The following is a 23,835-nucleotide window of genomic DNA, read 5'->3' on the forward strand; positions in this document are numbered from 1 at the left end:
TGCGCTCAGCCCTGAATTTTAATTTCGACCTGACCGCGCCTGTTCCCTGAGGGAAAGGCGCAGACGGATCAACCGGCCGGCCTCTTGGCCGTCGACCCAAGACGGATGCCTATGAACCCGAATTTTCTGGATTTCGAACAGCCTATCGCTGACTTGCAAGCCAAAATCGAAGAACTGCGCCTGGTGGGCAACGATAACTCGCTGAACATCGGTGACGAGATCTCCCGGTTGCAGGACAAGAGCAGGACTCTGACCGAAAGTATCTTCGGCAACCTGACCAGCTGGCAGATTGCGCGCATGGCGCGTCATCCCCGTCGCCCGTACACACTGGATTACATCCAGAACATTTTCACCGAGTTCGATGAGCTGCACGGTGATCGTCACTTCTCCGACGACGCGGCTATCGTGGGCGGCGTTGCGCGTCTGGAAGGTCAGCCTGTGATGGTGATCGGTCATCAGAAGGGTCGTGAAGTGCGCGAAAAGGTACGTCGTAACTTCGGCATGCCGCGTCCTGAAGGCTATCGCAAGGCCTGCCGCCTGATGGAAATGGCCGAGCGTTTCAAAATGCCGATCCTGACCTTCATCGACACACCGGGCGCCTACCCTGGCATTGACGCTGAAGAGCGCAACCAGAGCGAAGCGATTGCCTGGAACCTGCGTGTCATGGCGCGTCTGAAAACCCCGATCATCGCCACGGTCATCGGCGAAGGCGGCTCGGGCGGTGCATTGGCCATCGGCGTGTGCGACCAGTTGAACATGCTGCAATATTCGACTTACGCGGTGATCTCGCCGGAAGGCTGCGCTTCGATTCTGTGGAAAACCGCCGAGAAAGCGCCGGACGCCGCCGAAGCGATGGGTATCACTGCCGAGCGCCTGAAAGGCCTGGGCATCGTCGACAAGGTGATCACCGAGCCATTGGGCGGCGCGCACCGTGACCCGGTTGCCGCTTCGGCTTCGATTCGTGAAGAGCTGAGCAGCCAGTTGGCAATGCTCAAGAAGTTCGACAACGACGCGCTGCTGGCCCGTCGTTACGATCGTCTGATGAGCTACGGCTTGTAAGGTGATCGTGGAGAGGGCGCTGTGTTGCTGACGCGGCACCTTCTCAAGGCAAACGCAAAACTGTGGGAGGCGCCTCCCACAGTTTTGTCGCTTCAGGGATTTGGCGTTGGCCTTGGTAGCGCAACCTGTCTCCTGTTTGTGGCAACACTCGTCTAATGGCCTTATCAATGACCCATTCAAGCCATAGCGGTCATGATCTCCCCGCCAGGCTGCTCCAAGCCCTGGCGCCCTGGCGCGATGCGCCTGTCTGGCACGTCGGTTTCTCTGGCGGTCTCGATTCCACTGTCCTGTTGCATCTTCTGGCTGAGCTGGCCAGGCGCGAACGTTTGCCCGCTCTGAAAGCGATTCATGTTCATCACGGTCTGCAGGCTGCTGCCGATGACTGGCCTGAGCATTGTCGGCAGGTCTGTCAGGCGCTCGATATGCCGCTGCAGATGATCAGGGTGAATGTGGAGTCAGGCGCCAGCCTCGAGCAGGCAGCCCGAGAGGCTCGGTATGCAGCGTTCTCGGCGCAGGTGGGCGAGGGTGAGGTTTTGCTGACGGGGCAGCACCGCGACGATCAGGCTGAAACACTGCTGTTTCGTCTGATGCGCGGTGCAGGTGTTCGAGGGCTTGCGGCGATGCCGGAGTCTCGTGCGCTCGGAAAAGGGCATCTGGTCAGACCCTTGCTGGACTGTTCGCGTGGCGAACTCGAAGGCTACGCCCGCGAGCACGGCCTTGGCTGGATCGAAGACCCCAGCAACGACAATGTCCGCTTTTCCCGTAATTTCCTGCGCGCACAGGTGATGCCGTTGCTGACCTCCAGATGGCCGCAGGCTGTTTCCAGCATGGCGCGCACGGCCCGTCATCTCGGTGAAGCCCAAGAACTCCTTGGCGAGCTTGCCGAGCAGGATCTGGCCGCCTCTCAAGCCACTACGTCCTTTGTATGGCTCGGCCTTCCCGTGCTGGCTATCGGGCCTCTTGCAGGTTTGTCCGCGACTCGCCAACGCAACGCGCTGCGTCACTGGCTCGCGCCACTGACCCGCTTGCCTGATACGGATCACTGGGCGGGCTGGGACACCTTGCGCGACGCGGGGGAGGGTGCGCAGCCGGTCTGGCGATTGGCCGATGGAGAACTGCATCGTACTCAGGGGCATATCTGGTGGCTGCCCCGGCCGTGGCTTCGCCCCGTCGAAGGCATATTCACCTGGCCTGATCCTCACGAGCCGTTGAGCCTTCCCGGTAACGGGCGTATCTCGATACAGGGCGATGCGCCGCAAGGGCCGCTCGAGGTGCGTTATCGTCAGGGATCCGAAGTCATGCAAGTGGCACGGCGAGGTCATCGCGATCTCAAGCGCCTGTTCAACGAGCACGGTGTGCCTACGTTCGTCCGCGGCAGATTGCCGCTGCTGTACTGCGATGACCAACTGCTGGCGGTCGCCGGGCTGGCTGGACTGGACGCTTCACCCAATGGAAGCTGGCAATTGCGCTGGGCCGCACCGACCAGCGACCAAAGTTTGAGCTGAAAGGGCCTTTCAGGTAGACTACGCTCCCTTCTTGATACAGCTTCTGTTGGTTCTTTTGAAACAACAGAAGTTGCCGGTTACCAACCCGTATTTACGGGGCGATTTCTTAAAATGTAGCGCGTAATAGGCAGGCTTTCGGCCGGTCGGTTTCAACGCAGCAGTTTCGGGAGTGCACCGTGAATTTTGTCGGTAATCGGGGGCTTCGGCCTTCCTTCGCTTTCCCCGGCGGCTCTGACCGCTTTAACGCAGACTTCTAGGGTTTTTCATGACGCGCTACATCTTCGTCACGGGCGGTGTTGTTTCTTCATTGGGGAAAGGCATTGCCTCGGCTTCATTGGCGGCCATCCTGGAGGCGAGGGGGCTTAAAGTCACCATGCTCAAACTGGATCCCTACATCAACGTGGACCCAGGCACAATGAGCCCGTTCCAGCACGGTGAAGTGTTCGTCACTCACGACGGCGCTGAAACCGATCTGGACCTGGGTCACTACGAGCGGTTCATCCGCACCACCATGACCCAGAACAACAACTTCACCACTGGCCGTGTGTACGAACACGTCCTGCGCAAAGAGCGCCGTGGTGATTATCTGGGCGCGACCATTCAGGTCATTCCGCACATCACCGACGAGATCAAGCGCCGCATCATCAAGGGTGCAGGCGATGCCGACGTGGCATTGGTCGAAATCGGCGGCACGGTCGGCGACATCGAGTCGCAACCGTTCCTCGAAGCCATTCGTCAGCTGCGTTTCGAAGTCGGCGCACGCCGCGCGATGCTGATGCACCTGACACTGGTGCCGTACATTGCCACCGCCGGTGAAACCAAGACCAAGCCGACCCAGCACTCCGTCAAGGAACTGCGTTCCATCGGCCTGCAGCCTGATGTCCTGGTCTGCCGCTCCGATCACCCGATCGACACCTCGTCGCGTCGCAAGATCGCCCAGTTCACCAACGTTGAAGAGCGCGCAGTCATTGCGCTGGAAGACGCCGACACCATCTACAAGATCCCTGGCATCCTGCATTCGCAGGGCCTGGACGATTTCGTCGTCGAGCGTTTCGGTCTTCAGTGTGGCGGCGCCGATCTGTCCGAGTGGGACAAGGTCGTCGATGCCAAGCTCAACCCTGAACACGAAGTCACCATCGCGATGGTCGGCAAGTACATGGAACTGCTCGACGCCTATAAGTCGTTGATCGAAGCCATGAGCCACGCCGGTATCACCAACCGCACCAAGGTCAACCTGCGCTACATCGATTCCGAAGACATCGAGAATCAGGGCACTGGCCTGCTCGAAGGCGTGGACGCGATTCTGGTTCCGGGCGGTTTCGGGCTGCGCGGCGTTGAAGGCAAGATCACAGCCGTTCAGTTCGCTCGTGAAAACAAGGTTCCGTACCTGGGTATCTGCCTGGGCATGCAAGTGGCGGTCATCGAGTTCGCCCGTAACGTGCTGGGCTGGAAAGACGCCAACTCCACCGAATTCGACCGCACCAGCGCGCACGCTGTCGTGGGTCTGATCACCGAGTGGGAAGACGCGACCGGCGCTGTGGAAACCCGCACCGAGAGCTCCGATCTGGGTGGCACCATGCGTCTCGGCGCACAGGAATGCCAACTGGAGTCGGGCTCGCTGGTTCACGATTGCTACCAGAATGACGTGATTGTCGAGCGTCATCGCCATCGCTACGAAGTGAACAATAACCTGCTGCCGCAGTTGATCGAAGCTGGCCTCAAGATTTCCGGCCGTTCCGGTGACGGTGCGCTGGTCGAAGTGGTCGAAGCGCCTGATCATCCATGGTTCGTGGCTTGCCAGTTCCACCCGGAGTTCACTTCGACGCCGCGCGACGGTCACCCGCTGTTCAGCGGTTTCGTGAAAGCCGCACTGGCTCAACGTCAAAAGAACGCCTGACAGGGAAGATAAGCACATGGCTCAGAAAATCATCCGCGTAGGCTCCATCGAGATCGCCAACGACAAACCAATGGTTCTGTTCGGTGGCATGAACGTGCTGGAGTCCCGCGACATGGCCATGCAGGTCTGCGAAGAATATGTGCGGGTTACCGAAAAGCTTGGTATCCCTTACGTGTTCAAGGCCAGCTTCGACAAGGCCAACCGTTCCTCAGTGACGTCCTACCGTGGTCCCGGGCTGGAAGAGGGCATGCGCATTTTCGAAGAGATCAAGCGCACCTTCAATGTGCCCTTGATCACTGATGTGCATGAGCCCGAGCAGGCTGCTGTCGTTGCCGAAGTGTGCGACATCATCCAGCTGCCGGCTTTCCTGTCGCGCCAGACCGACCTGGTGGTCGCGATGGCGAAGACCGGTGCGGTCATCAACATCAAGAAGGCCCAGTTTCTCGCGCCTCAGGAGATGAAACACATCCTGACCAAGTGCGAAGAAGCCGGGAACGATCAGTTGATCCTGTGCGAGCGCGGTTCCAGCTTCGGTTACAACAACCTGGTGGTGGACATGCTCGGCTTCGGCATCATGAAGCAGTTCGAGTACCCGGTTCTGTTCGACGTGACCCACGCCCTGCAAATGCCGGGCGGTCGTGCCGATTCGGCCGGTGGTCGCCGCGCTCAGGTCCTGGACCTGGCCAAGGCCGGTATCAGCCAGAATCTGGCCGGTCTGTTTCTTGAGGCCCACCCGGATCCTGACAACGCCAAATGCGATGGTCCCTGCGCATTGCGCCTGGACAAGCTGGAGCCCTTCCTGGCTCAGCTCAAGTCGCTGGATGAACTTGTGAAAAGTTTTCCGATCGTAGAGACCGCTTGAGCAGGGTTCTCCGGTAAAGTGCCGTTCCCCGTCATTCGTGACGGGGTTGTCGCATTCAGGCCTGCCGTTTTTTGCGTCTGATTGCGAACATCGTTTCCCAGCTGCGTCGTTTTCGTCAATCTTGGAGTGTTTACAACAATGGCAAAAATCGTCGACATCAAAGGTCGTGAAGTTCTCGACTCCCGTGGCAATCCCACCGTGGAAGCAGATGTGCTCCTCGATAACGGCATCATTGGCAGCGCCTGCGCGCCGTCCGGTGCTTCAACCGGCTCGCGCGAAGCGCTGGAGCTGCGTGATGGCGACAAGAGCCGTTACATGGGCAAGGGCGTTCTGAAGGCAGTCGCCAACATCAACGGTCCGATCCGCGACCTGCTGCTGGGCAAGGACCCGGTAGACCAGAAGGCGCTGGACCACGCGATGATCGCGCTGGACGCGACCGAGAACAAGGCAAGCCTGGGCGCCAACGCGATCCTCGCTGTATCCCTGGCTGCCGCAAAGGCCGCTGCCCAGGATCAGGATCTGCCGCTGTACGCGCACATCGCCAATCTGAACGGCACGCCGGGCGTCTACTCGATGCCAGTCCCGATGATGAACATCATCAACGGTGGCGAGCACGCCGATAACAACATCGACATTCAGGAATTCATGGTTCAGCCGGTGGGCGCCAAGTCGTTCGCTGAAGGCCTGCGTTGGGGTACCGAGATTTTTCACCACCTCAAGGCTGTACTGAAGGCCCGTGGCCTGAACACCGCCGTGGGTGACGAAGGTGGTTTTGCGCCTAACCTGGCCTCCAACGAAGAAGCGCTCAGCGCCATCGCCGAAGCCGTTTCCAACGCCGGTTATAAGCTGGGCACCGATGTGACCCTGGCCCTGGATTGCGCGGCCAGCGAGTTCTACAAGGACGGCAAGTACAAGCTCAGCGAAGAAGGCGAATACGATTCTGCCGGTTTCGCCGACTATCTGGCTGATCTGGTCAGCAAGCACCCGATCATCTCCATCGAGGACGGTCTGGACGAATCCGACTGGGCAGGCTGGAAGATTCTCACCGACAAGATCGGCGACAAGATCCAGCTGGTGGGCGACGACCTGTTCGTGACCAACACCAAGATCCTGAAGGAAGGCATCGACAAGAAGATCGCCAACTCGATCCTGATCAAGTTCAACCAGATCGGTACACTGACCGAAACGCTGGAAGCCATTCAGATGGCCAAGGCTGCCGGTTACACTGCCGTGATCTCGCACCGTTCCGGTGAAACCGAAGATTCGACCATTGCCGATCTGGCCGTGGGCACGTCTGCCGGCCAGATCAAGACCGGTTCGCTGTGCCGTTCCGATCGTGTATCCAAGTACAACCAGCTGCTGCGTATCGAAGAGCAACTGGGTTCCAAAGCCGTTTATAACGGCCGCGCCGAGTTTCGCGGTTGATCCATAGATGGTAAAAGACGCAGGGCGTTGCGGGAAAAACGGTTCATCCGGTTTCGCCCGCCCTGCCGATGCTGACGCTCCGCTGTAACCTGGAGTGATTGAGCCTGGCTTATGTCAGGCTCAATGCCCTCAGTCATTTGTTTGTTGTGTTGGCTCTGCCGTCTTTTCTACTGGGTACCTGATATTTCAATGCGCAGTCCTAACTGGTTGTTCCTCATCCTGCTTTTGTTGCTTGCCGGTTTGCAATATCGCCTGTGGGTGGGTAATGGCAGCCTGGCGCAAGTGGCCAGCCTGAACCAGCAGATCGCGGATCAGCATGCCGAGAATCAGGTGTTGCTGGAGCGCAATCGCGTGCTGGATGCTGAAGTCATGGAATTGAAGAAAGGGCTGGAAACCGTTGAGGAGCGTGCACGCCATGAGCTGGGCATGGTCAAGGACGGCGAGACCCTCTATCAGCTCGCGCAATAATAAAAAGTAGGTGTCATGAAAGACTTTCTCCCTGCCTTCTGGGCGGTGATACCTGCAGCGGGCATCGGCGCCCGCATGGCAGCAGACCGGCCCAAGCAGTACCTGCAACTGGGCAGTCTGACCATTCTCGAACACAGCCTGTTAAGTTTTCTGGATCACCCCCGTCTCAAGGGTCTGGTGATCAGCCTTGCCGTGGACGACCCTTACTGGTCCGCTTTGCCCTGTGCGCTGGATTCCCGGATCCAGCGGGTGGACGGTGGCAAGGAGCGCTCAGGTTCGGTACTCAACGCTTTGCTGCACCTGCATGCGCAGGGCGCCAGCGATGATGACTGGGTGCTGGTTCACGACGCGGCGCGTCCGAATCTGGCCCGTAGCGACCTGGACAACCTGCTCAGCGAACTGGCGGATGACCCGGTCGGAGGCCTGCTGGCCGTTCCGGCGCGAGACACGCTCAAACGCGCTGACAGCCATGGTCGTGTAACTGAAACGGTTGATCGCAGCATGATATGGCAAGCCTATACGCCGCAGATGTTCCGCCTCGGAGCCCTCCATCGCGCGCTGGCGGACAGTCTGGTCTCAGATGTCAGCATCACCGATGAGGCTTCAGCCATCGAGTGGGCGGGGCAGTCGCCGCGTCTGATCGAAGGACGATCCGACAACATCAAGGTCACCCGACCTGAAGACCTTGAATGGTTGCGTTTGCGTCGGGGTGAGTTCGGTCGCTGAGAGGTTCACCGGCTACTGCCGGTACTCTTCTCGCATTAACAAGCCTTCCTTCAAATAGTCCACCAGCTTGCGTACCTTGGGCGAAAGGTGGCGTTGCTGTGGATACAGCGCCCAGACAGCCGTGTTGGGCGGCTGGTGCATCTCCAGCAACGAAATCAGCGCGCCGCTCTTCAGGTGATTCTGCACGTAATAATCCGGTAGCTGGCACAGACCGACGCCGTGCAATGCCGCATCGAGTACGGCCTGGCCGCTGTTGCATCGCCAGTTGCCCTGTACGCGCTGAGAGAATTCCCGCCCATTCTGTTGCAGCAACCAGGTATCGCTGCCACCGATCAGACAGTTGTGGCGACTCAGTTCCGACAGGCTGTGAGGACGGCCGTAGCGTGCGATGTAGGAAGGTGCTGCGCACAGGTACATCTGGCGAGGTGCAAGGCGCGTGGCCACCATGCGTGAGTCCTGCAGGCGCCCCAGCCGTATCGCCAGGTCCATGCCTTCGTGGACCAGATCGAGTGTGTCGTTGCTCAATTCGATGTCGACCCGCAGATGCGGATAAACGTCCATGAAGCGAGTCACCAGTGGCGTGATGAAACGCTCGCCGTAAGCCACAGCGCAGGTCATGCGCAACAGTCCCTTGGGTTCACTGGTGAGGTCGCCCACCGCGCGCAGTGCTTCTTCGCGTCCATCCTGCAGACGCTGGCAATGATGCAGGAACGTCTGACCGGCTTCAGTCAACGCCACCTTGCGTGTGCTGCGGTACAGCAGGCGAGTCTGCAGCCGTTCTTCAAGCCGGACGATCTGACGGCTGACGTGTGAAGAGGACACCCCCAGACGCTGAGCTGCCGCAGTGAACTGGCCACATTCGGCCACCGCCACGAACTCGTCGAGGCCTTCCCAGCGATTGGTGTACATCGATTATCCCTGTACAGCATTAATGTTTTGCTTTTGGCTCTATTACTCGCCTTTTGGCACTGTACTACACTGCACACCTTGTTTTAGTTCGCCGGAGAAGATTGATGATCAAGTCACGTGCTGCTGTCGCCTTTGAGGCCAAGAAACCACTGGAAATCGTGGAGGTGGATGTCGCCATGCCCAAGGCGGGCGAGGTGCTGCTGCGGGTCGTGGCGTCCGGCGTTTGCCACACCGACGCCTACACGCTTTCCGGTGCTGATCCTGAAGGGATCTTCCCTTCGATTCTGGGTCATGAAGGCGGGGCTATCGTCGAAGCGGTGGGTGAGGGTGTCACCTCTGTCGTGGTCGGTGATCACGTCATTCCGCTTTACACCCCTGAATGCCGCCAGTGCAAATTCTGCCGCTCGGGCAAGACCAACCTGTGTCAGGCAATCCGCTCCACTCAGGGCAAGGGTCTGATGCCGGATGGCACCACTCGCTTCTCCTACAAGGGTGAGCCGATCTTCCATTACATGGGCACTTCGACCTTCTCCGAATACACCGTGCTGCCGGAAATCTCGGTCGCCAAAATCGACAAGCAGGCACCGCTGGAAAAGGTCTGCCTGCTCGGTTGCGGCGTCACCACCGGTATCGGCGCAGTGCTCAATACCGCCAAGGTCAAGCCCGGCGACACCGTGGCCATCTTCGGCCTGGGCGGCATTGGTCTGTCGGCCGTGATCGGTGCGGTGAAAGCCAAGGCTTCCCGGATCATTGCCATCGATATCAATCCGGCCAAGTTCGAGATCGCCAAACAGTTGGGCGCCACCGAATGCGTGAACCCGAAAGATTTTGATCGCCCGATTCAGGAAGTCATCGTCGACATGACCGACGGCGGCGTGGATTTTTCGTTCGAGTGCATTGGCAACGTGCAGCTGATGCGTGCAGCACTCGAGTGCTGCCACAAAGGCTGGGGCGAATCGGTCGTCATCGGCGTGGCCGGTGCCGGTCAGGAAATCTCCACCCGTCCTTTCCAGCTGGTGACCGGTCGCGTCTGGCGTGGTTCGGCGTTCGGCGGCGTGCGGGGTCGTACCGAGTTGCCGAGCTATGTCGACATGGCTCAGACCGGCGAGATCCCGCTGGACACCTTCATCACTCACACCATGGGTCTGGAAGACATCAACAAGGCGTTTGACCTGATGCACGAAGGTAAAAGCATTCGTACTGTCATCCACTTCTAAACAGTGACGATGGGCAGCGTGCGCCAATCAGGGCTGCTGCCCGTCGTTCGGAGTCGACCATGAGCCTGGAAAACATTTCCTGTCAGAAAAGCTTCGGCGGCTGGCACAAGCGATACAAGCATCACTCTCAGGTACTGGGCTGCGACATGGTGTTTGCCGTCTATCTGCCGCCGCAGGCAGAGCAGGGCGGCAAGCTGCCAGTGCTGTACTGGCTGTCCGGCCTGACCTGTACCGACGAGAATTTCATGCAGAAGGCCGCGGCCCAGCGAGTGGCCGCCGAACTGGGCATCATCATCGTCGCGCCGGACACCAGTCCGCGTGGCCCCGACGTGCCGGGCGATCCGGACGGTGCGTGGGATTTCGGTCTGGGCGCCGGCTTCTACCTCAACGCCACCGAACAGCCCTACGCCCGTCATTACCAGATGCATGATTACGTGGTCATCGAACTGCCTGCGCTGATCGAAGCGCATTTCCCGGCTTCGCAGGCACGCAGCATCAGCGGTCATTCGATGGGCGGGCACGGCGCGCTGGTGTGTGCCTTGCGCAATCCGGGTCGCTACAAATCGATCTCGGCGTTCTCGCCGATCAGCAACCCGATGGATTGCCCCTGGGGGCAGAAAGCGTTTTCCCGTTTTCTGGGCGAAGACCGTTCACGCTGGCGCGAGTGGGATGCCAGTGTGCTGATGGCCGAGGCGACGGAAAAACTGCCGATTCTGGTGGATCAGGGCGACCGGGATGATTTTCTCGTCAATCAGCTCAAGCCCGAGACACTGGTTCAGGCTGCCAAATCGGCACAGCAGTCTCTGACACTGAGGATGCAGCCCGGTTATGACCACAGCTATTTCTTCATCGCCAGCTTCATCGAAGACCACCTTCGCCATCATGCCAGCGCGTTGTTCGATAGCTGAGCGGGTTTGACTGGCCGTCCTGTTGATGTGCGGCGTCTCTGACAAACCCAAGCCGTGCCAAAGCAGGTAGAATCACGCCCTGACTTTTTTCAGGGCGTTTTTTTATGCGTATTGGCCACGGCTATGATGTGCACCGTTTCGCTGAAGGCGACTTCATCACCTTGGGCGGCGTGCGGATTGCGCACGGTTTCGGTCTTCTGGCCCACTCCGATGGCGACGTTTTGCTGCACGCTCTGAGCGACGCATTGCTGGGCGCTGCGGCGCTGGGCGACATCGGCAAGCATTTTCCGGACACGGATCCGCAGTTCAAGGGCGCGGACAGCCGCGTGCTGCTGCGTCACGTGCTCAAGCAAGTGCAGGCCAAGGGCTGGAAGGTCGGTAACGTCGATGCCACCATCGTCGCCCAGGCACCTAAAATGGCGCCTCATATCGACGCCATGCGCGCGCTGATTGCCGAAGACCTGCAGGTCGAACTGGATCAGGTCAACGTCAAGGCCACCACCACTGAAAAACTCGGCTTCACCGGCCGCGAAGAAGGCATCGCTGTGCATGCCGTCGCGTTGTTGCTGCGCGCATGACCGAACTTGAATTGTTGGGCCCGACTGCCTGGGGCAAGGCACTGGGAAGCGCTGTTCTCAAGGCAACCGCCGAAGATTTTCAGGTCGATGAAGTGCTCGATATTCCGCTTTCGGGCGATGGCGAGCATCTATGGCTGTGGGTCGAGAAACGTGGCCTCAATACCGAAGAAGCCGCGCGCCGTCTGGCCCGGGCTGCCGGTGTTCAATTGCGTACGGTCAGCTATGCCGGTTTGAAAGACCGTCAAGCGCTCACCCGTCAATGGTTCAGTATTCAGTTGCCCGGCAAGGCCGACCCCGATCTGTCCGCCGCGCAGGACGAGACGCTGCAGATCCTCAAGATGAGCCGCCACAAGCGCAAATTGCAGCGTGGCGCGCACGCAGCCAATGGTTTCACCTTGCGCCTGACTCAATTGACAGCTGACAAGGACGCGCTGAATCAGCGGCTCGAGTCGATCGCCCGGCTCGGAATTCCCAACTACTTCGGCGCTCAGCGCTTCGGCTATCAGGGCGGTAACCTGGGCGAGGCTCGCGATTATGCCTCCCGTCAGGCCTTGCCCGAGCAGCGCGCGGTCCGCTCGCGTCTGCTGTCGACGGCCCGCAGCTACCTGTTCAATCAGGTTCTTGCCGCACGCGTTGTCGATGGCAGCTGGCAGCATGCTCAGGTCGGTGATCTGCTGGCGTTCACCGACAGCCGCAGCTTTTTCCCGGCCGGCGTTGAGGAATGCAGTGATCCGCGACTGGCCATTCTGGACCTGCACCCGACCGGTCCGCAGTGGGGCGCAGGTCCTTCTCCGGCGCTGGGCAAGACCGCAGAGCTTGAAAACGCCATCGCAGCTGAGCATCCGGCGCTTCGCGACTGGTTGATCAGGGCGGGAATGGAACACGAACGTCGCATCCTGCGGCTGCCCATTGGGCGGCTGACGTGGCATTATCCCGAGCCTGACATTCTGCAACTGGAATTCGTCCTTCCGCCTGGATGCTTTGCCACCGTATTGGTGCGCGAGCTTGTCGATCTGGTGCCGGTTGGGCAGACGGACAGCCCATGCGTATTCTGATTTCAAACGATGACGGGGTCAGCGCGCCCGGCCTTGCGGCGCTCTATGGCGCGCTGGCGGACTACACTGAATGCGTGGTGATTGCCCCCGATCAAGACAAGAGTGGTGCCAGCAGTTCGCTGACCCTCGACCGGCCTCTGCATCCGCAGACGCTGGCCAATGGTTTTATAAGTCTGAACGGTACGCCGACCGACTGCGTGCATCTGGGGCTCAACGGCCTGCTGGAGCGTGAACCCGACATGGTGGTTTCAGGGATCAATCTGGGCGCCAACCTGGGCGATGATGTGCTGTACTCAGGTACGGTCGCCGCGGCACTGGAAGGCCGTTTTCTGCAACGGCCGTCGTTCGCCTTCTCGTTTCTGTCGCGCCAGCCGGACAACCTCGCCACGGCCGCGCATTACGCACGGCTGCTGGTCGAGGCCCACGAGCAACTCGATCTTCCACCGCGTACGGTGTTGAACGTGAATATCCCGAATCTGCCCCTGGAGCACATCCGCGGCATTCAATTGACCAGGCTGGGCCATCGCGCCAGAGCGGCAGCGCCGATCAGGGTCGTTGATCCCCGCGGACGTGCCGGTTACTGGATAGCGGCCGCAGGCGATGCCGAGGATGGCGGCGCCGGGACGGACTTTCATGCGGTCATGCAGGGCTACGTCTCGATTACGCCGCTGCAACTGGACCGTACCTATCAGGATGGTTTCAGCAGCCTGAACACCTGGCTGGAGGGGCTGCGCTGATGTCACGCGAGCAAGATGACCTGTTACGTCGCGGGATCGGGATGACCTCGCAACGTACTCGCGAGCGCTTGATTCAACGCCTGTACGAAGAAGGTGTGTCGAACAATCATGTGCTGGATGTGATCCGCAAGACGCCACGTCACCTGTTCGTCGACGAAGCGCTGGCGCATCGCGCCTATGAAGACACTGCATTGCCCATCGGACATAACCAGACGATTTCCCAGCCTTACATGGTGGCTCGCATGAGCGAGCTTCTGCTGGCGGCGGGGCCGCTGGACAAGGTGATGGAGATCGGTACCGGCTCGGGCTATCAGACTGCCGTACTGGCGCAACTGGTGGAGAGGGTGTTCTCGGTCGAGCGCATCAAGGTCCTGCAGGACCGTGCCAAGGAGCGTCTGGTTGAACTCAACCTGCGCAACGTGGTTTTCCGCTGGGGTGATGGCTGGGAAGGATGGCCGGCGCTGGCTCCTTACAATGGCATCATCGTCACGGCAGTGGCCACCGATGTGCCGCAGGCATTGCTTGATCAACTGGCACCCGGTGGACGGCTGGTCATTCCGGTCGGCGCGGGTGAGGTCCAGCAATTGATGCTGATCATTCGAGAGGAAAACGGCTTTTCCCGACACGTATTGGGAGCCGTGCGGTTCGTGCCGCTGTTGAACGGCCCTCTTGCCTGAAAAACGCCAGAGGTCACGAGTGAATTCTGGCGCCTGTCATCGGTCTACAACCGTCTGTTCATGAGAACGATGGCAAAATTGCATCGAATCATGAGGCGGATCTTCCATTACACCGTTTTTGATGCGTTTTAAGCACTGGCTGCCCGCCGTTCTTGCGGCACAATGGGCATCTTTGAATTCAGTCACCAGTAAAGGGAGTGGCGGGTGAGTCACACAGTCATTCAGCAGCTCAGGTCTTCGAGAAGTTATCAGCGTCTGTTGATTGGCATTGCGCTCAGTGTCCTCTTGGTCGGCTGTTCAAGTTCGCCCTCAGGCGGTGTCCGCGTGGTCGACCGCAACGGCAACGCTGTGGCCCAGCGTCCTACGGTCACGACCGGTCAGTACGTCGTCAAACGCGGCGATACGCTGTTTTCCATTGCGTTCCGCTATGGCTGGGACTGGAAAGCGCTGGCTGCCCGCAACCAGATCCCCGAACCGTTCACCATCAAACCCGGTCAGACGATTCGCTTTGACGGGCGCTCCTCTTCAACGCAGAGCGTAGCGTCGGCACCTGCATCGGGTCGTCCGGTGACCAGTACTTCAACGACGACCAGCAATTCGGGATCGGTGAAAACGACTGTGATGTCCAAGCCGGTTGCGGTTGTACCGGTCGTCATACCGCCGTCTGCAACTACTGCGACGGGGCCTGCAGGCAAGTCTCCCAGCGGTTGGACCTGGCCTTCGAGTGGCATATTGATAGGAAAATTTTCTTCAAACGGTAGTTTGAATAAAGGAATTGATATCGCCGGTGATTTGGGACAGCCTGTTTTGGCAGCGTCTGATGGTTCAGTTGTTTACGCCGGAAGTGGATTACGGGGCTACGGCGAATTGATCATCATCAAACACAGCGATACCTACGTCAGCGCCTACGGTCACAACCGCAGGCTTTTGGTACGGGAAGGACAGCAGGTCAAGGCTGGGCAGACGATTGCCGAAATGGGGTCAACAGGAACTGACCGGGTGAAACTGCATTTTGAGATTCGCCGACAAGGTAAACCTGTAGACCCACTGGAATTTTTGCCACGTCGTTGATTGTTGCCGCCTGTTCCTGACGCAGAAGGAACAGGCTCAAGCGTTGCCACGGATATAGGCGTCGCTGGAGCTTGAGGTCGAACTCACCAAAGGACTATAACAATGGCTCTTAGCAACGAAGCGCCGGAGTTTGACATCGATGATGACGTGCTTCTCATGGAAGCTGGCATTGTCCTGGAGCAATCGCCGAACGAGAAGCAGCCGTCTACTGCCGCCTCGGGTCGCGCGAAGGCCAAGCCGTCGTCATCGCTCAAACAACACAAATATATTGATTACACTCGGGCGCTCGACGCTACCCAGTTGTATCTCAATGAAATAGGGTTCTCTCCGCTGTTGTCTCCGGAAGAAGAAGTTCACTTTGCGCGGTTGTCGCAACGTGGGGATCCGGCTGGGCGCAAACGCATGATTGAAAGCAATCTGCGGCTGGTGGTGAAAATCGCCCGACGCTACGTCAATCGTGGTCTGTCATTGCTTGATCTGATCGAAGAGGGCAACTTGGGCCTGATCCGGGCTGTCGAAAAATTCGATCCTGAACGCGGTTTCCGTTTTTCTACCTACGCCACGTGGTGGATTCGCCAGACCATTGAACGAGCCATCATGAATCAGACCCGGACCATCCGGTTGCCGATTCATGTCGTCAAGGAACTGAACGTCTATCTGCGTGCGGCCAGAGAGCTGACTCAGAAGCTCGACCACGAACCGTCTCCTGAAGAGATCGCCAACCTGCTGGAAAAACCGGTAGGCGAGGTCAAGCGCATGCTGGGTCTCAACGAGCGGGTATCTTCGGTTGATGTATCGCTTGGGCCGGATTCGGACAAGACGTTGCTCGATACGCTCACGGACGATCGTCCCACAGACCCTTGTGAGCTTCTGCAGGATGTCGATCTTTCGCAAAGCATTGATCAGTGGCTGTGCGAGCTGACCGAAAAGCAGCGCGAAGTTGTCATACGCCGTTTCGGACTGCGGGGACATGAAAGCAGCACGCTTGAAGATGTAGGTCTGGAAATCGGACTCACGCGTGAGCGTGTTCGACAGATCCAGGTCGAGGGCCTCAAGCGTCTTCGTGAAATCCTTGAGAAAAACGGTCTTTCGAGCGAATCGCTCTTCCAGTAAAAAACTCCAGCCGCGTTACAAGAGCCGACCTGAGCAACCTGTTCATGTCGGCTTTTTATATGGTCGTCATCATTCAAAGGCTGCTCTAAGTTCTGAAGCCCGATTCCCGAAAGCGTCCCTATGAGACACATGCCATGTACGTCATTGCGTACACAGTCTGTAAGTTATCCAGGCTTTGTAAGTGAGATTTACCAAACATTCGATTCATGTGCCTCATAACCCCTTGATCCCTATGATTTTATAAAACCATTCAGGTAGAAGCGGAAATATTTTGGCTCGCTTGGCGGGTTGCCGTGCTGCGCCAAATCTCTACTATCAGGGCTGTACCAACGGACCGGTACAGACTTCCAAGGATGAAGGTCAGGGACATCGCATGAGGCGATTCATCAGGATGATGAAAAGGGATTACAGGGATCAGGAAAAAATGTGGGCGGGTCATACCGCCCCTTTTTTATCGAGACTTCATCAGCTCAGTAGCTTCATCTCATTCAGAATGAAAAAAGGCCCTCAAGAGGGCCTTTTTTTTGGAGTCCGGATTCTAGCGTTCCAGATCTGCAATCTTGCCTGTCTTGCCGTCCCACTCTGCCGCATCCGGCAGTGCGTCCTTCTTCTCTGTGATGTTCGGCCATACCTCGGCAAGCTCGGCGTTGAGCTCGATGAAGTTTTCCATACCGGCCGGAATCTCGTCCTCGGAGAAAATGGCGTTCGCAGGGCACTCAGGCTCGCACAGTGCGCAGTCGATGCACTCGTCCGGGTGAATCACCAGGAAGTTCGGGCCCTCGTAGAAGCAGTCCACCGGACAGACTTCCACACAGTCGGTGTACTTGCACTTGATGCAGTTGTCGGTGACGACGAAGGTCATTTCTAATTCTCTCCTCAGGCGGCTGCGGCAGAGCCCTTCCAGACAGGGTTGCCAGGTTCGGGACGGTTCCCGGCCCTATGAAAACACGTGCTTTTGATGAAGGCCTTGAAGCAGTTTGACTGCATCGCCTGCCACTCACCCTTGGTTCGCTGCGTCTTCACGCGGCTCGAACGGCTGCTCAGCCAGGCTAAAAGCTGAGCGCATCCCAGACCGCGCGGGATTCTAACAGCATGTAACGGCTTACGTCACAGTCGAGTTTGCAATGTGTATAGCAAATCCAGTGCCTGACGCGGTGTGAGATCGTCGACCTTGACCTTCGACAGTTCATCGAGCACCGGGTGCGGCAAGCTGGCAAACAGATCGCTCTGCATCGGCGCTGCCGGTTTGCCCGGTTTGGTGCGCGGCTGCTCGTGAGGCAGGCTGGTGGTCTCCAGGCGCTGCAAATGCTCTTTGGCGCGGGTGATGACTTTGCCTGGAACCCCGGCCAACTGTGCGACCGCCAGGCCGTAGCTCTGGCTCGCAGGCCCAGGTAGAACGCGGTGCAGGAATACGATCCGCTCGTTATGTTCGGTAGCGTTCAAGTGCACGTTGCTGACCAGTGGCTCGCTTTCCGGCAGAACGGTCAGCTCGAAATAGTGCGTGGCGAAGAGGGTGTAGGCGCGCAGTTGGGCGAGGCATTCTGCCGCAGCCCAGGCGAGGGACAGACCATCGAAGGTGCTGGTCCCGCGGCCGACTTCGTCCATCAGCACCAGGCTGCGGTCGGTTGCGTTGTGCAGAATATTGGCTGTTTCGCTCATTTCCACCATGAACGTCGAGCGCCCACCCGCCAGGTCATCGCTGGAACCGATCCGGGTGAATATCCGGTCGACAAGCGACAGTTCGCATTGAGCGGCGGGCACGAAGCTACCGATGTGCGCGAGCAGGACAATCAGCGCCGTCTGACGCATGTAGGTCGATTTACCGCCCATGTTCGGGCCGGTGATGACCAGCATGCGGGTGCTGTCATCCAGTGCCAGATCGTTGGCCACGAACGGGGTCGACAACACCTGCTCGACCACCGGGTGACGACCCTGTTCGATGCGCATGCAGGGCTCGGCCACAAAGCGCGGGCAATTGAGGTCCAGATTCAGTGCGCGTTCGGCAAGGTTGCTCAGCACGTCCAGCTCGGCCAGTGCCGACGCCGTATCCTGCAGTGGGGCAAGATGGCCGATCAGGTCTTCGAGCAATGCCTCGTAAAGCATTTTCTCCCGAGCCAGTGCGCGACTTTTGGCCGACAGGGCCTTGTCTTCGAACTCCTTGAGTTCCGGCGTGATGAAGCGCTCGGCACCCTTGAGGGTCTGGCGACGGATGTAATCGGCGGGCGCCTGTTCAGCCTGTTTGCTGGGCAGCTCAATGAAATAGCCATGAACCCGGTTGTAGCCGACTTTCAGGTTGGCCAGGCCGGTCCGGGACTTCTCGCGTGCTTCCAGATCGATCAGGAACTGGCCGGCGTTCTCGCTCAGCGATTGCAGCTCGTCCAGCTCGGCGTCGTAACCGGTCTTGAGTACGCCGCCATCACGAATCACTGCGGGCGGGTTATCGATGATTGCCCGCTGCAACAGGTCGGCCAGCTCAGGATAAGTGCTGGCGGTGCGCGCCAGTTGTTGCAGGTGTGGCGCTTCCAGCTCGCTCATTGCCTGTTGCAATTCGGGCAGTGCGCTCAAGGCGTCGCGCAGGCGTGCCAGGTCACGAGGACGCGCATTGCGCAGGCCGATACGGGCCAGAATCCGCTCGATGTCACCGATTTCTTTCAGCTGCGGCTGCAGGTTTTCGAAACGGTAGCGTTCCAGAAAGCAGGTAATCGACGTCTGACGCGCCTGAAGAATGGTCAGGTCGCGCAGCGGGCGATTCAGCCAGCGGGTCAGCAGGCGCGTACCCATGGCGGTCTGGCAGCGGTCCATGACCGATTGCAGCGTGTTGTCGCGCCCGCCCGACAGGTTGGTGTCCAGTTCCAGGTTGCGGCGGCTGGCGCCGTCCAGAATCACGGTATCGTCCAGACGCTCGTGACGCAGGCTGCGCAGGTGCGGCAAGGCGGTGCGCTGGGTTTCCTTGGCATAGCTCAACAGGCAGCCCGCCGCGCCGATCGCCAGGGTCAGCATTTCACAGCCAAAGCCCTTTAGGTCCTGAGTCGCGAACTGCTGACACAGACTTTTGTGCGCCGAGTCGCGCTCGAAATCCCAAGGGGCGCGACGACGTGAGCCGCGACGTTTTTCAGCCGGCAGGCCCTGAGGCCAGTCATCCGGGATGAGCAGTTCGACCGGATTGATGCGTTCGAGCTCGGCCAGCAGGTTCTCCCAGCCCTTGATCTCCAGCACGCTGAAATTGCCGCTGGTGATGTCCAGCACGGCAAGGCCGAACAGACGTTCGTCGCCGAGCACGGCGGCGATCAGGTTGTCGCGCCGCTCGTCGAGCAGCGCTTCGTCGCTGATGGTACCCGGCGTGATGATGCGCACGACTTGACGATCGACCGGCCCCTTGCTGGTCGCCGGATCACCGATCTGCTCGCAGATCACCACCGATTCGCCCAGCTTCACCAGCTTCGCCAGGTAGCCTTCCGCAGCGTGGTACGGGATGCCGCACATGGGAATACTCTGGCCCGCCGACTGACCGCGTGCCGTCAGCGTAATATCCAGCAACTTGGCGGCTTTTTTGGCGTCTTCATAGAAGATCTCGTAAAAGTCGCCCATGCGATAGAACATCAGCTGATCCAGATGCTGGTTCTTCAGCTTCCAGTACTGCTGCATCATGGGAGTGTGCGAAGAGAGGTCGGAAATTGCTTTATTCATCAGTGGTTTGGGCAAGTTCTTGAGAAGAGTGAGTAAACCTCGGGGTGCGCCGTGTGATCCCTCCGTTTACTGAGGGATGTCTGCCGAGTGTTTGCGATGGGCGCAAGGTTATCACGCACGTTGCGCGGGTGCAGTCCCGGGTTTGGTGAAGGCTCAATCGTGACCCCGGGTTTCCGCAGGCCCACAGCTTCGTGATTGCTGTATAGACTCCTGCAACCACCACCGTCTGTGAGTGGTGGCGTATGAAAAAGGACTTTTATATGGCACTTAAACGAGCAAGGGATTCGGTCACCGGGCGCTTCATTCCCTTGGATGAGGCGAAACGCAGGCCAAGGGAAACGACGGTCGAAACGGTCAGAAAGCCTGTTTCAAAAAAGAAGCAACGTACATGATCGGGCAAGCGGCTTTCCATAAAGCCGCTTGTTTCAGCAGGTCGGATTTCAAGGATCAGCAGATTTGAACGGGAATATACTGTGGATGACATAACCCGGCTTGCCGACTCGCTTGGCGAGCTTCTGCAAACGATAGGTGCGCAGGTCACGACTGCCGAGTCCTGCACGGGCGGCGGCATCGCCGAAGCGATCACGCGTACAGGCGGCAGCTCTGGCTGGTTCGAGGCTGGCTACGTCACTTATTCCAATAATCAGAAAACGCGACAGCTGGATGTTCCGCAAGGCTTGTTCGACAGCGTTGGCGCGGTCAGCCAGGCTGTCGTCGAAGCCATGACCCGCGGCGCTCAGGGCAACAGCGGTGCAAGGTTCGGCGTCGCGGTCAGCGGCGTGGCGGGACCTGGCGGCGGTTCGGTCGAAAAGCCGGTCGGTACGGTCTGGATCTGCTGGGGTGACGGCGACAGGCTCATCGCTCAGCGCCACTGGTTCGCTGGCGACCGCGAGCAGGTGCGCCGACAAACGGTAAAAGCCGCGCTGGAGGGGCTCATCGCGCTCGCATGCGGAGAAATGCCAAAACAGGGGTAGGCGAGCGTCGATCCCTGTGGAATAATACTGTCTACTTATACAGGTGTTGTGGCCATCAAGGCCCTAATTGAATTTGATTACGTGAGGACTTCAATGGACGACAACAAGAAGAAAGCCTTGGCTGCGGCCTTGGGTCAGATCGAGCGTCAGTTCGGTAAAGGTGCCGTGATGCGCATGGGCGACCATGACCGTCAGGCGATTCCTGCCATTTCCACCGGTTCGCTCGGTCTGGATATCGCACTCGGTATTGGTGGTCTGCCAAAAGGCCGGATCGTGGAGATCTACGGTCCCGAGTCTTCCGGCAAAACCACACTGACACTGTCTGTCATCGCTCAGGCCCAGAAAATGGGCGCGACCTGTGCATTTGTCGATGCCGAACACGCACTTGATCCCGAGTACGCAGGCAAGCTGGGCGTCAACGTCGACGACCTGTTGGTCTCGCAGCCGGACACCGGTGAACAGGCTCTGGAAATCACCGACATGCTGGTGCGCTCCAACGCCATCGACGTGATCGTGGTCGACTCCGTTGCCGCTCTGGTTCCGAAGGCCGAGATCGAAGGCGAGATGGGTGACATGCACGTGGGTCTGCAGGCACGTCTGATGTCGCAGGCGCTGCGCAAGATCACCGGTAACATCAAGAACGCCAACTGCCTGGTGATCTTCATCAACCAGATCCGTATGAAGATCGGTGTGATGTTCGGTAGCCCGGAAACTACCACCGGTGGTAACGCACTGAAATTCTACGCCTCGGTACGTCTGGACATCCGTCGTACTGGTGCTGTGAAAGAAGGCGACGAAGTGGTCGGCAGCGAGACCCGCGTCAAGGTCGTCAAGAACAAGGTGGCTCCGCCGTTCCGTCAGGCCGAGTTCCAGATCCTTTACGGCAAGGGCATCTACCTCAACGGCGAAATCATCGATCTGGCCGTACTGCACGGTTTCCTCGAGAAGTCCGGTGCCTGGTACAGCTATCAGGGCAGCAAGATCGGTCAGGGCAAGGCCAACTCGGCCAAGTTCCTGGCAGATAACCCGGAAATCGGTAACGCCCTCGAGAAGCAGATTCGCGACAAGCTGCTGACGCCTGGCGTTGATACCAAAGCCGTTGGTTCCCGCGAGCCTGCAGTGGCTGACGACATGGCTGAAGCAGACGCCGATAGCTGATATCCATGTCTGCCGTGCTTGATACACCCGTCGCCGTCAGGCGAACTGCAATGGACCTGCTCGCGCGACGCGAGCATGGTCGAGTCGAGCTGACGCGAAAGCTGCGTCAGCGCGGCGCCTCCCCTGAGCATATAGAAGCCGCTCTTGATCGTCTGATCGAGGAAGGGCTGCTCTCTGAATCCCGTTATCTTGAAAGCTTTGTTTCCTATCGGTCTCGTTCGGGCTACGGTCCTGTGCGTATCCGTGAAGAGCTGAGCCAACGCGGCTTGCAGCGTGCCGATATCGAGCAGGCGCTGAAAGAGTGCGGCGTTGACTGGCAGGAAAAGCTTCAGGAAACCTGGCAGCGCAAGTTTGCCGGGCGCATGCCTGCTGACGCACGTGAGCGTGCCCAACAGGGTCGATTCCTGAGTTACCGGGGTTTTCCGCTGGACATGATCGGCCGCCTGTTGAGCGGCCGAGGCATGGACGATTGATATCAGGCGTTCAGCGGTTCGCGTTGATGCGCTGACTGTTGTTCACCTGAGGGTTTCGACCAATTCTCAGGCGAGTTGATGTAGTCCACCAGCTCTCGAAGTCGACCCTGATTACGTCCAGTAAAGGTGAAAGCCAGCCGCGTGAGATGGCTGAATTGAGCCTCATCGTGCTCTTCACCTTGATAACCGTGCTGATGAAATCCCTCGCTGACACACAAGTCGGCAAACGTCTCCTGCATGTGCGCAAGCGCCTGCTCGCTGAGCGCATGGTGCATGCGAATCACGAACTTGCTCTTCAGCCAGCGGCTGGAGTGGTAGTTGCTGTAGAACCGTCTGATTTCATCCACAGCTTCGTCGGTGTTGTACACCAGCCGCATCAGCTTCATGTCGGCCGGAAGAATGTAGTGGTTGTCTTCCAGTTGCGTCTTGATGAAGTCCAGCGCGCTTTGCCAGAAGCTGCCGCCCGGTGTATCCAGCAGTACGATGGGTACCAACGGGCTTTTCCCGGTTTGAACCAGTGTCAGCACTTCCAGCGCTTCATCCAGCGTGCCGAAACCGCCCGGGCACAACACCAGTGCGTCCGCTTCCTTGACGAAGAACAGCTTGCGGGTAAAGAAGAAGTGGAAGGGCAGCAGGTTTTCCGTGCCCTCTACCGTTGCGTTGGCATGTTGCTCGAAGGGTAGGGTGATGTTGAAGCCCAGGCTGTGCTTGAGGCCTGCTCCCGCATGGGCCGCCGCCATGATGCCGCCGCCCGCTCCGGTGATCACCATCATGTCGGACTGTGCCAGTTTTGCCCCCAGCTCCGTAGCTTGCGCATAGAGCGGATGTTCCATAGGTGTCCGGGCCGAGCCGAACACTGTCACTTTGCGTCGGCCCTTGAAGCGCTCCAACGCTCGAAAGGCGTTGTCCAACTCGCGGAGGGTCTGCAGGGTTATCTTGGCATTCCAGCGATTACGGTCATCCTGAGCCATGCGCAGGACGGTCAGCATCATGTCTCGGTAAAGCGCAAGATTGGGGCTGCCTGGGGCGACCTGATGAATGTGTTCTTCAATCTTGCCGGTCAGGTCCAGGCCATTGCTTTGAAAGTGTCTGGACAGAAGATCGTTAGGTACATACGGCATTCAAGATGTCTCCTCCTGCAGATTCCTCGATCCGCTCCTGCTCTATCGGTCAAAAAGATGAGCTGAGCGATACCGGATCGTAGGGATTCTGTCTGTTTCCCTGGTTCACAAGAAACGATGGGTGCACATGAACGTGTCGCTCCTGTTGTCCACGTGCCTGAAAAGTGCCGGTTGGCTGTCAGAAGTTTATAGCGCCAGTCTGGCTTATGTGTCGA

General features: G+C 58.8%; 22 protein-coding genes. 18 read left to right on the forward strand and 4 right to left on the reverse strand.

Going from position 1 to position 23,835, the window contains the following annotated elements; all coding sequences use genetic code 11:
- The first annotated feature begins 111 nt into the window (after positions 1–111).
- The 7 genes from AO065_RS23310 (at position 112) to ispD (ending at position 7,942) form a co-directional block, all read left to right on the forward strand.
- Entirely contained in the window at positions 112–1,059 is a 948-nt protein-coding gene (locus tag AO065_RS23310; RefSeq protein ID WP_004879043.1) for an acetyl-CoA carboxylase carboxyltransferase subunit alpha, read from the forward strand.
- Between the two features lie 167 nt (positions 1,060–1,226).
- The gene (gene tilS / locus AO065_RS23315) at positions 1,227–2,564 is read left to right on the forward strand and encodes a tRNA lysidine(34) synthetase TilS (protein ID WP_032650175.1); all 1,338 of its coding nucleotides are present in this window, start codon (positions 1,227–1,229) and stop codon (positions 2,562–2,564) included.
- 265 nt (positions 2,565–2,829) lie between these two features.
- Positions 2,830–4,461, forward strand: coding sequence for a CTP synthase (locus AO065_RS23320; RefSeq protein WP_004879049.1), 1,632 nt, complete (start codon positions 2,830–2,832; stop codon positions 4,459–4,461).
- Positions 4,462–4,477: 16 nt separating this feature from the next.
- Entirely contained in the window at positions 4,478–5,323 is an 846-nt protein-coding gene (gene kdsA, locus AO065_RS23325) for a 3-deoxy-8-phosphooctulonate synthase (RefSeq protein ID WP_004879051.1), read from the forward strand.
- Between the two features lie 138 nt (positions 5,324–5,461).
- Positions 5,462–6,748, forward strand: coding sequence for a phosphopyruvate hydratase (eno, locus tag AO065_RS23330; RefSeq protein ID WP_004879053.1), 1,287 nt, complete (start codon positions 5,462–5,464; stop codon positions 6,746–6,748).
- Positions 6,749–6,937: 189 nt separating this feature from the next.
- Positions 6,938–7,216: a cell division protein FtsB gene (ftsB, locus tag AO065_RS23335; protein ID WP_004879054.1), complete on the forward strand. Its 279-nt coding sequence runs from the start codon at positions 6,938–6,940 to the stop codon at positions 7,214–7,216.
- Between the two features lie 15 nt (positions 7,217–7,231).
- Positions 7,232–7,942 (forward strand): 2-C-methyl-D-erythritol 4-phosphate cytidylyltransferase, encoded by a 711-nt coding sequence (gene ispD, locus AO065_RS23340; protein WP_004879056.1) that lies wholly within the window; start codon positions 7,232–7,234, stop codon positions 7,940–7,942.
- 12 nt (positions 7,943–7,954) lie between these two features.
- Here the strand turns inward: ispD and AO065_RS23345 are convergent, their stop codons facing one another.
- On the reverse strand, positions 7,955–8,851 hold the full coding sequence (locus AO065_RS23345; protein WP_004879057.1) for a LysR family transcriptional regulator: 897 nt from the start codon (positions 8,849–8,851) through the stop codon (positions 7,955–7,957).
- A 104-nt stretch (positions 8,852–8,955) separates the two neighbouring features.
- Between AO065_RS23345 and AO065_RS23350 the strand changes: the two genes are divergently transcribed.
- The 8 genes from AO065_RS23350 (at position 8,956) to rpoS (ending at position 16,207) form a co-directional block, all read left to right on the forward strand.
- Positions 8,956–10,068 (forward strand): S-(hydroxymethyl)glutathione dehydrogenase/class III alcohol dehydrogenase, encoded by a 1,113-nt coding sequence (locus AO065_RS23350; RefSeq protein WP_004879060.1) that lies wholly within the window; start codon positions 8,956–8,958, stop codon positions 10,066–10,068.
- 59 nt (positions 10,069–10,127) lie between these two features.
- A complete protein-coding gene (gene fghA, locus AO065_RS23355; RefSeq protein WP_004879061.1) occupies positions 10,128–10,976 on the forward strand; it encodes an S-formylglutathione hydrolase in 849 nt (282 codons plus the stop codon).
- Positions 10,977–11,080: 104 nt separating this feature from the next.
- Positions 11,081–11,554 (forward strand): 2-C-methyl-D-erythritol 2,4-cyclodiphosphate synthase, encoded by a 474-nt coding sequence (ispF, locus tag AO065_RS23360; RefSeq protein ID WP_004879063.1) that lies wholly within the window; start codon positions 11,081–11,083, stop codon positions 11,552–11,554.
- The gene (gene truD / locus AO065_RS23365; protein ID WP_004879065.1) at positions 11,551–12,609 is read left to right on the forward strand and encodes a tRNA pseudouridine(13) synthase TruD; all 1,059 of its coding nucleotides are present in this window, start codon (positions 11,551–11,553) and stop codon (positions 12,607–12,609) included. The genes ispF and truD overlap by 4 nt, the downstream gene beginning before the upstream one ends.
- Entirely contained in the window at positions 12,597–13,346 is a 750-nt protein-coding gene (gene surE / locus AO065_RS23370; RefSeq protein ID WP_004879068.1) for a 5'/3'-nucleotidase SurE, read from the forward strand. Before truD ends, surE begins: the two co-directional genes overlap by 13 nt.
- A 41-nt stretch (positions 13,347–13,387) precedes the next feature.
- Positions 13,388–14,023 carry a protein-L-isoaspartate(D-aspartate) O-methyltransferase gene (locus AO065_RS23375; protein ID WP_004879071.1) on the forward strand — a complete coding sequence of 212 codons (636 nt, stop codon included), beginning with the start codon at positions 13,388–13,390 and terminating at the stop codon, positions 14,021–14,023.
- A gap of 204 nt (positions 14,024–14,227) precedes the next feature.
- Positions 14,228–15,094: a peptidoglycan DD-metalloendopeptidase family protein gene (locus AO065_RS23380; protein WP_004879073.1), complete on the forward strand. Its 867-nt coding sequence runs from the start codon at positions 14,228–14,230 to the stop codon at positions 15,092–15,094.
- A gap of 102 nt (positions 15,095–15,196) precedes the next feature.
- A complete protein-coding gene (gene rpoS / locus AO065_RS23385) occupies positions 15,197–16,207 on the forward strand; it encodes an RNA polymerase sigma factor RpoS (protein WP_004879076.1) in 1,011 nt (336 codons plus the stop codon).
- Positions 16,208–16,745: 538 nt separating this feature from the next.
- Here rpoS and fdxA read toward each other — a convergent pair.
- Together fdxA and mutS are read right to left on the reverse strand one after the other, a co-directional pair.
- On the reverse strand, positions 16,746–17,069 hold the full coding sequence (fdxA, locus tag AO065_RS23390; RefSeq protein ID WP_004879079.1) for a ferredoxin FdxA: 324 nt from the start codon (positions 17,067–17,069) through the stop codon (positions 16,746–16,748).
- A gap of 245 nt (positions 17,070–17,314) precedes the next feature.
- Positions 17,315–19,882: a DNA mismatch repair protein MutS gene (gene mutS, locus AO065_RS23395; protein WP_162234353.1), complete on the reverse strand. Its 2,568-nt coding sequence runs from the start codon at positions 19,880–19,882 to the stop codon at positions 17,315–17,317.
- A 485-nt stretch (positions 19,883–20,367) separates the two neighbouring features.
- Here mutS and AO065_RS23400 point away from each other — a divergent pair, with 485 nt between their 5' ends.
- From AO065_RS23400 to recX, 3 genes are all read left to right on the forward strand, one after another.
- Positions 20,368–20,868, forward strand: a complete 501-nt coding sequence (locus tag AO065_RS23400; RefSeq protein WP_004879083.1) for a CinA family protein — start codon at positions 20,368–20,370, stop codon at positions 20,866–20,868.
- A gap of 93 nt (positions 20,869–20,961) precedes the next feature.
- Entirely contained in the window at positions 20,962–22,026 is a 1,065-nt protein-coding gene (gene recA, locus AO065_RS23405) for a recombinase RecA (RefSeq protein WP_004879084.1), read from the forward strand.
- Between the two features lie 5 nt (positions 22,027–22,031).
- Positions 22,032–22,499, forward strand: a complete 468-nt coding sequence (gene recX / locus AO065_RS23410) for a recombination regulator RecX (protein ID WP_004879087.1) — start codon at positions 22,032–22,034, stop codon at positions 22,497–22,499.
- A 2-nt stretch (positions 22,500–22,501) separates the two neighbouring features.
- Here the strand turns inward: recX and AO065_RS23415 are convergent, their stop codons facing one another.
- Positions 22,502–23,620 carry an LOG family protein gene (locus AO065_RS23415; protein ID WP_004879088.1) on the reverse strand — a complete coding sequence of 373 codons (1,119 nt, stop codon included), beginning with the start codon at positions 23,618–23,620 and terminating at the stop codon, positions 22,502–22,504.
- Positions 23,621–23,835: the final 215 nt, after the last annotated feature.

The organism is Pseudomonas viridiflava (assembly GCF_001642795.1).
GTDB lineage: Bacteria > Pseudomonadota > Gammaproteobacteria > Pseudomonadales > Pseudomonadaceae > Aquipseudomonas > Aquipseudomonas viridiflava.

What these genes read in the sequence shown, in the direction of transcription:
- recA (WP_004879084.1), top strand. Translation starts at nt 20,962, where the DNA reads ATGGACGACAACAAGAAGAAAGCCTTGGCTGCGGCCTTGGGTCAGATC.
- AO065_RS23375 (WP_004879071.1), top strand. Translation starts at nt 13,388, where the DNA reads ATGACCTCGCAACGTACTCGCGAGCGCTTGATTCAACGCCTGTACGAA.
- surE (WP_004879068.1), top strand. Translation starts at nt 12,597, where the DNA reads ATGCGTATTCTGATTTCAAACGATGACGGGGTCAGCGCGCCCGGCCTT.
- AO065_RS23345 (WP_004879057.1), bottom strand. Translation starts at nt 8,851, where the DNA reads ATGTACACCAATCGCTGGGAAGGCCTCGACGAGTTCGTGGCGGTGGCC.
- fghA (WP_004879061.1), top strand. Translation starts at nt 10,128, where the DNA reads ATGAGCCTGGAAAACATTTCCTGTCAGAAAAGCTTCGGCGGCTGGCAC.
- tilS (WP_032650175.1), top strand. Translation starts at nt 1,227, where the DNA reads ATGACCCATTCAAGCCATAGCGGTCATGATCTCCCCGCCAGGCTGCTC.
- AO065_RS23415 (WP_004879088.1), bottom strand. Translation starts at nt 23,620, where the DNA reads ATGCCGTATGTACCTAACGATCTTCTGTCCAGACACTTTCAAAGCAAT.
- eno (WP_004879053.1), top strand. Translation starts at nt 5,462, where the DNA reads ATGGCAAAAATCGTCGACATCAAAGGTCGTGAAGTTCTCGACTCCCGT.
- ispF (WP_004879063.1), top strand. Translation starts at nt 11,081, where the DNA reads ATGCGTATTGGCCACGGCTATGATGTGCACCGTTTCGCTGAAGGCGAC.
- AO065_RS23320 (WP_004879049.1), top strand. Translation starts at nt 2,830, where the DNA reads ATGACGCGCTACATCTTCGTCACGGGCGGTGTTGTTTCTTCATTGGGG.
- AO065_RS23350 (WP_004879060.1), top strand. Translation starts at nt 8,956, where the DNA reads ATGATCAAGTCACGTGCTGCTGTCGCCTTTGAGGCCAAGAAACCACTG.
- recX (WP_004879087.1), top strand. Translation starts at nt 22,032, where the DNA reads ATGTCTGCCGTGCTTGATACACCCGTCGCCGTCAGGCGAACTGCAATG.
- AO065_RS23310 (WP_004879043.1), top strand. Translation starts at nt 112, where the DNA reads ATGAACCCGAATTTTCTGGATTTCGAACAGCCTATCGCTGACTTGCAA.
- rpoS (WP_004879076.1), top strand. Translation starts at nt 15,197, where the DNA reads ATGGCTCTTAGCAACGAAGCGCCGGAGTTTGACATCGATGATGACGTG.
- truD (WP_004879065.1), top strand. Translation starts at nt 11,551, where the DNA reads ATGACCGAACTTGAATTGTTGGGCCCGACTGCCTGGGGCAAGGCACTG.
- ispD (WP_004879056.1), top strand. Translation starts at nt 7,232, where the DNA reads ATGAAAGACTTTCTCCCTGCCTTCTGGGCGGTGATACCTGCAGCGGGC.
- ftsB (WP_004879054.1), top strand. Translation starts at nt 6,938, where the DNA reads ATGCGCAGTCCTAACTGGTTGTTCCTCATCCTGCTTTTGTTGCTTGCC.
- fdxA (WP_004879079.1), bottom strand. Translation starts at nt 17,069, where the DNA reads ATGACCTTCGTCGTCACCGACAACTGCATCAAGTGCAAGTACACCGAC.
- kdsA (WP_004879051.1), top strand. Translation starts at nt 4,478, where the DNA reads ATGGCTCAGAAAATCATCCGCGTAGGCTCCATCGAGATCGCCAACGAC.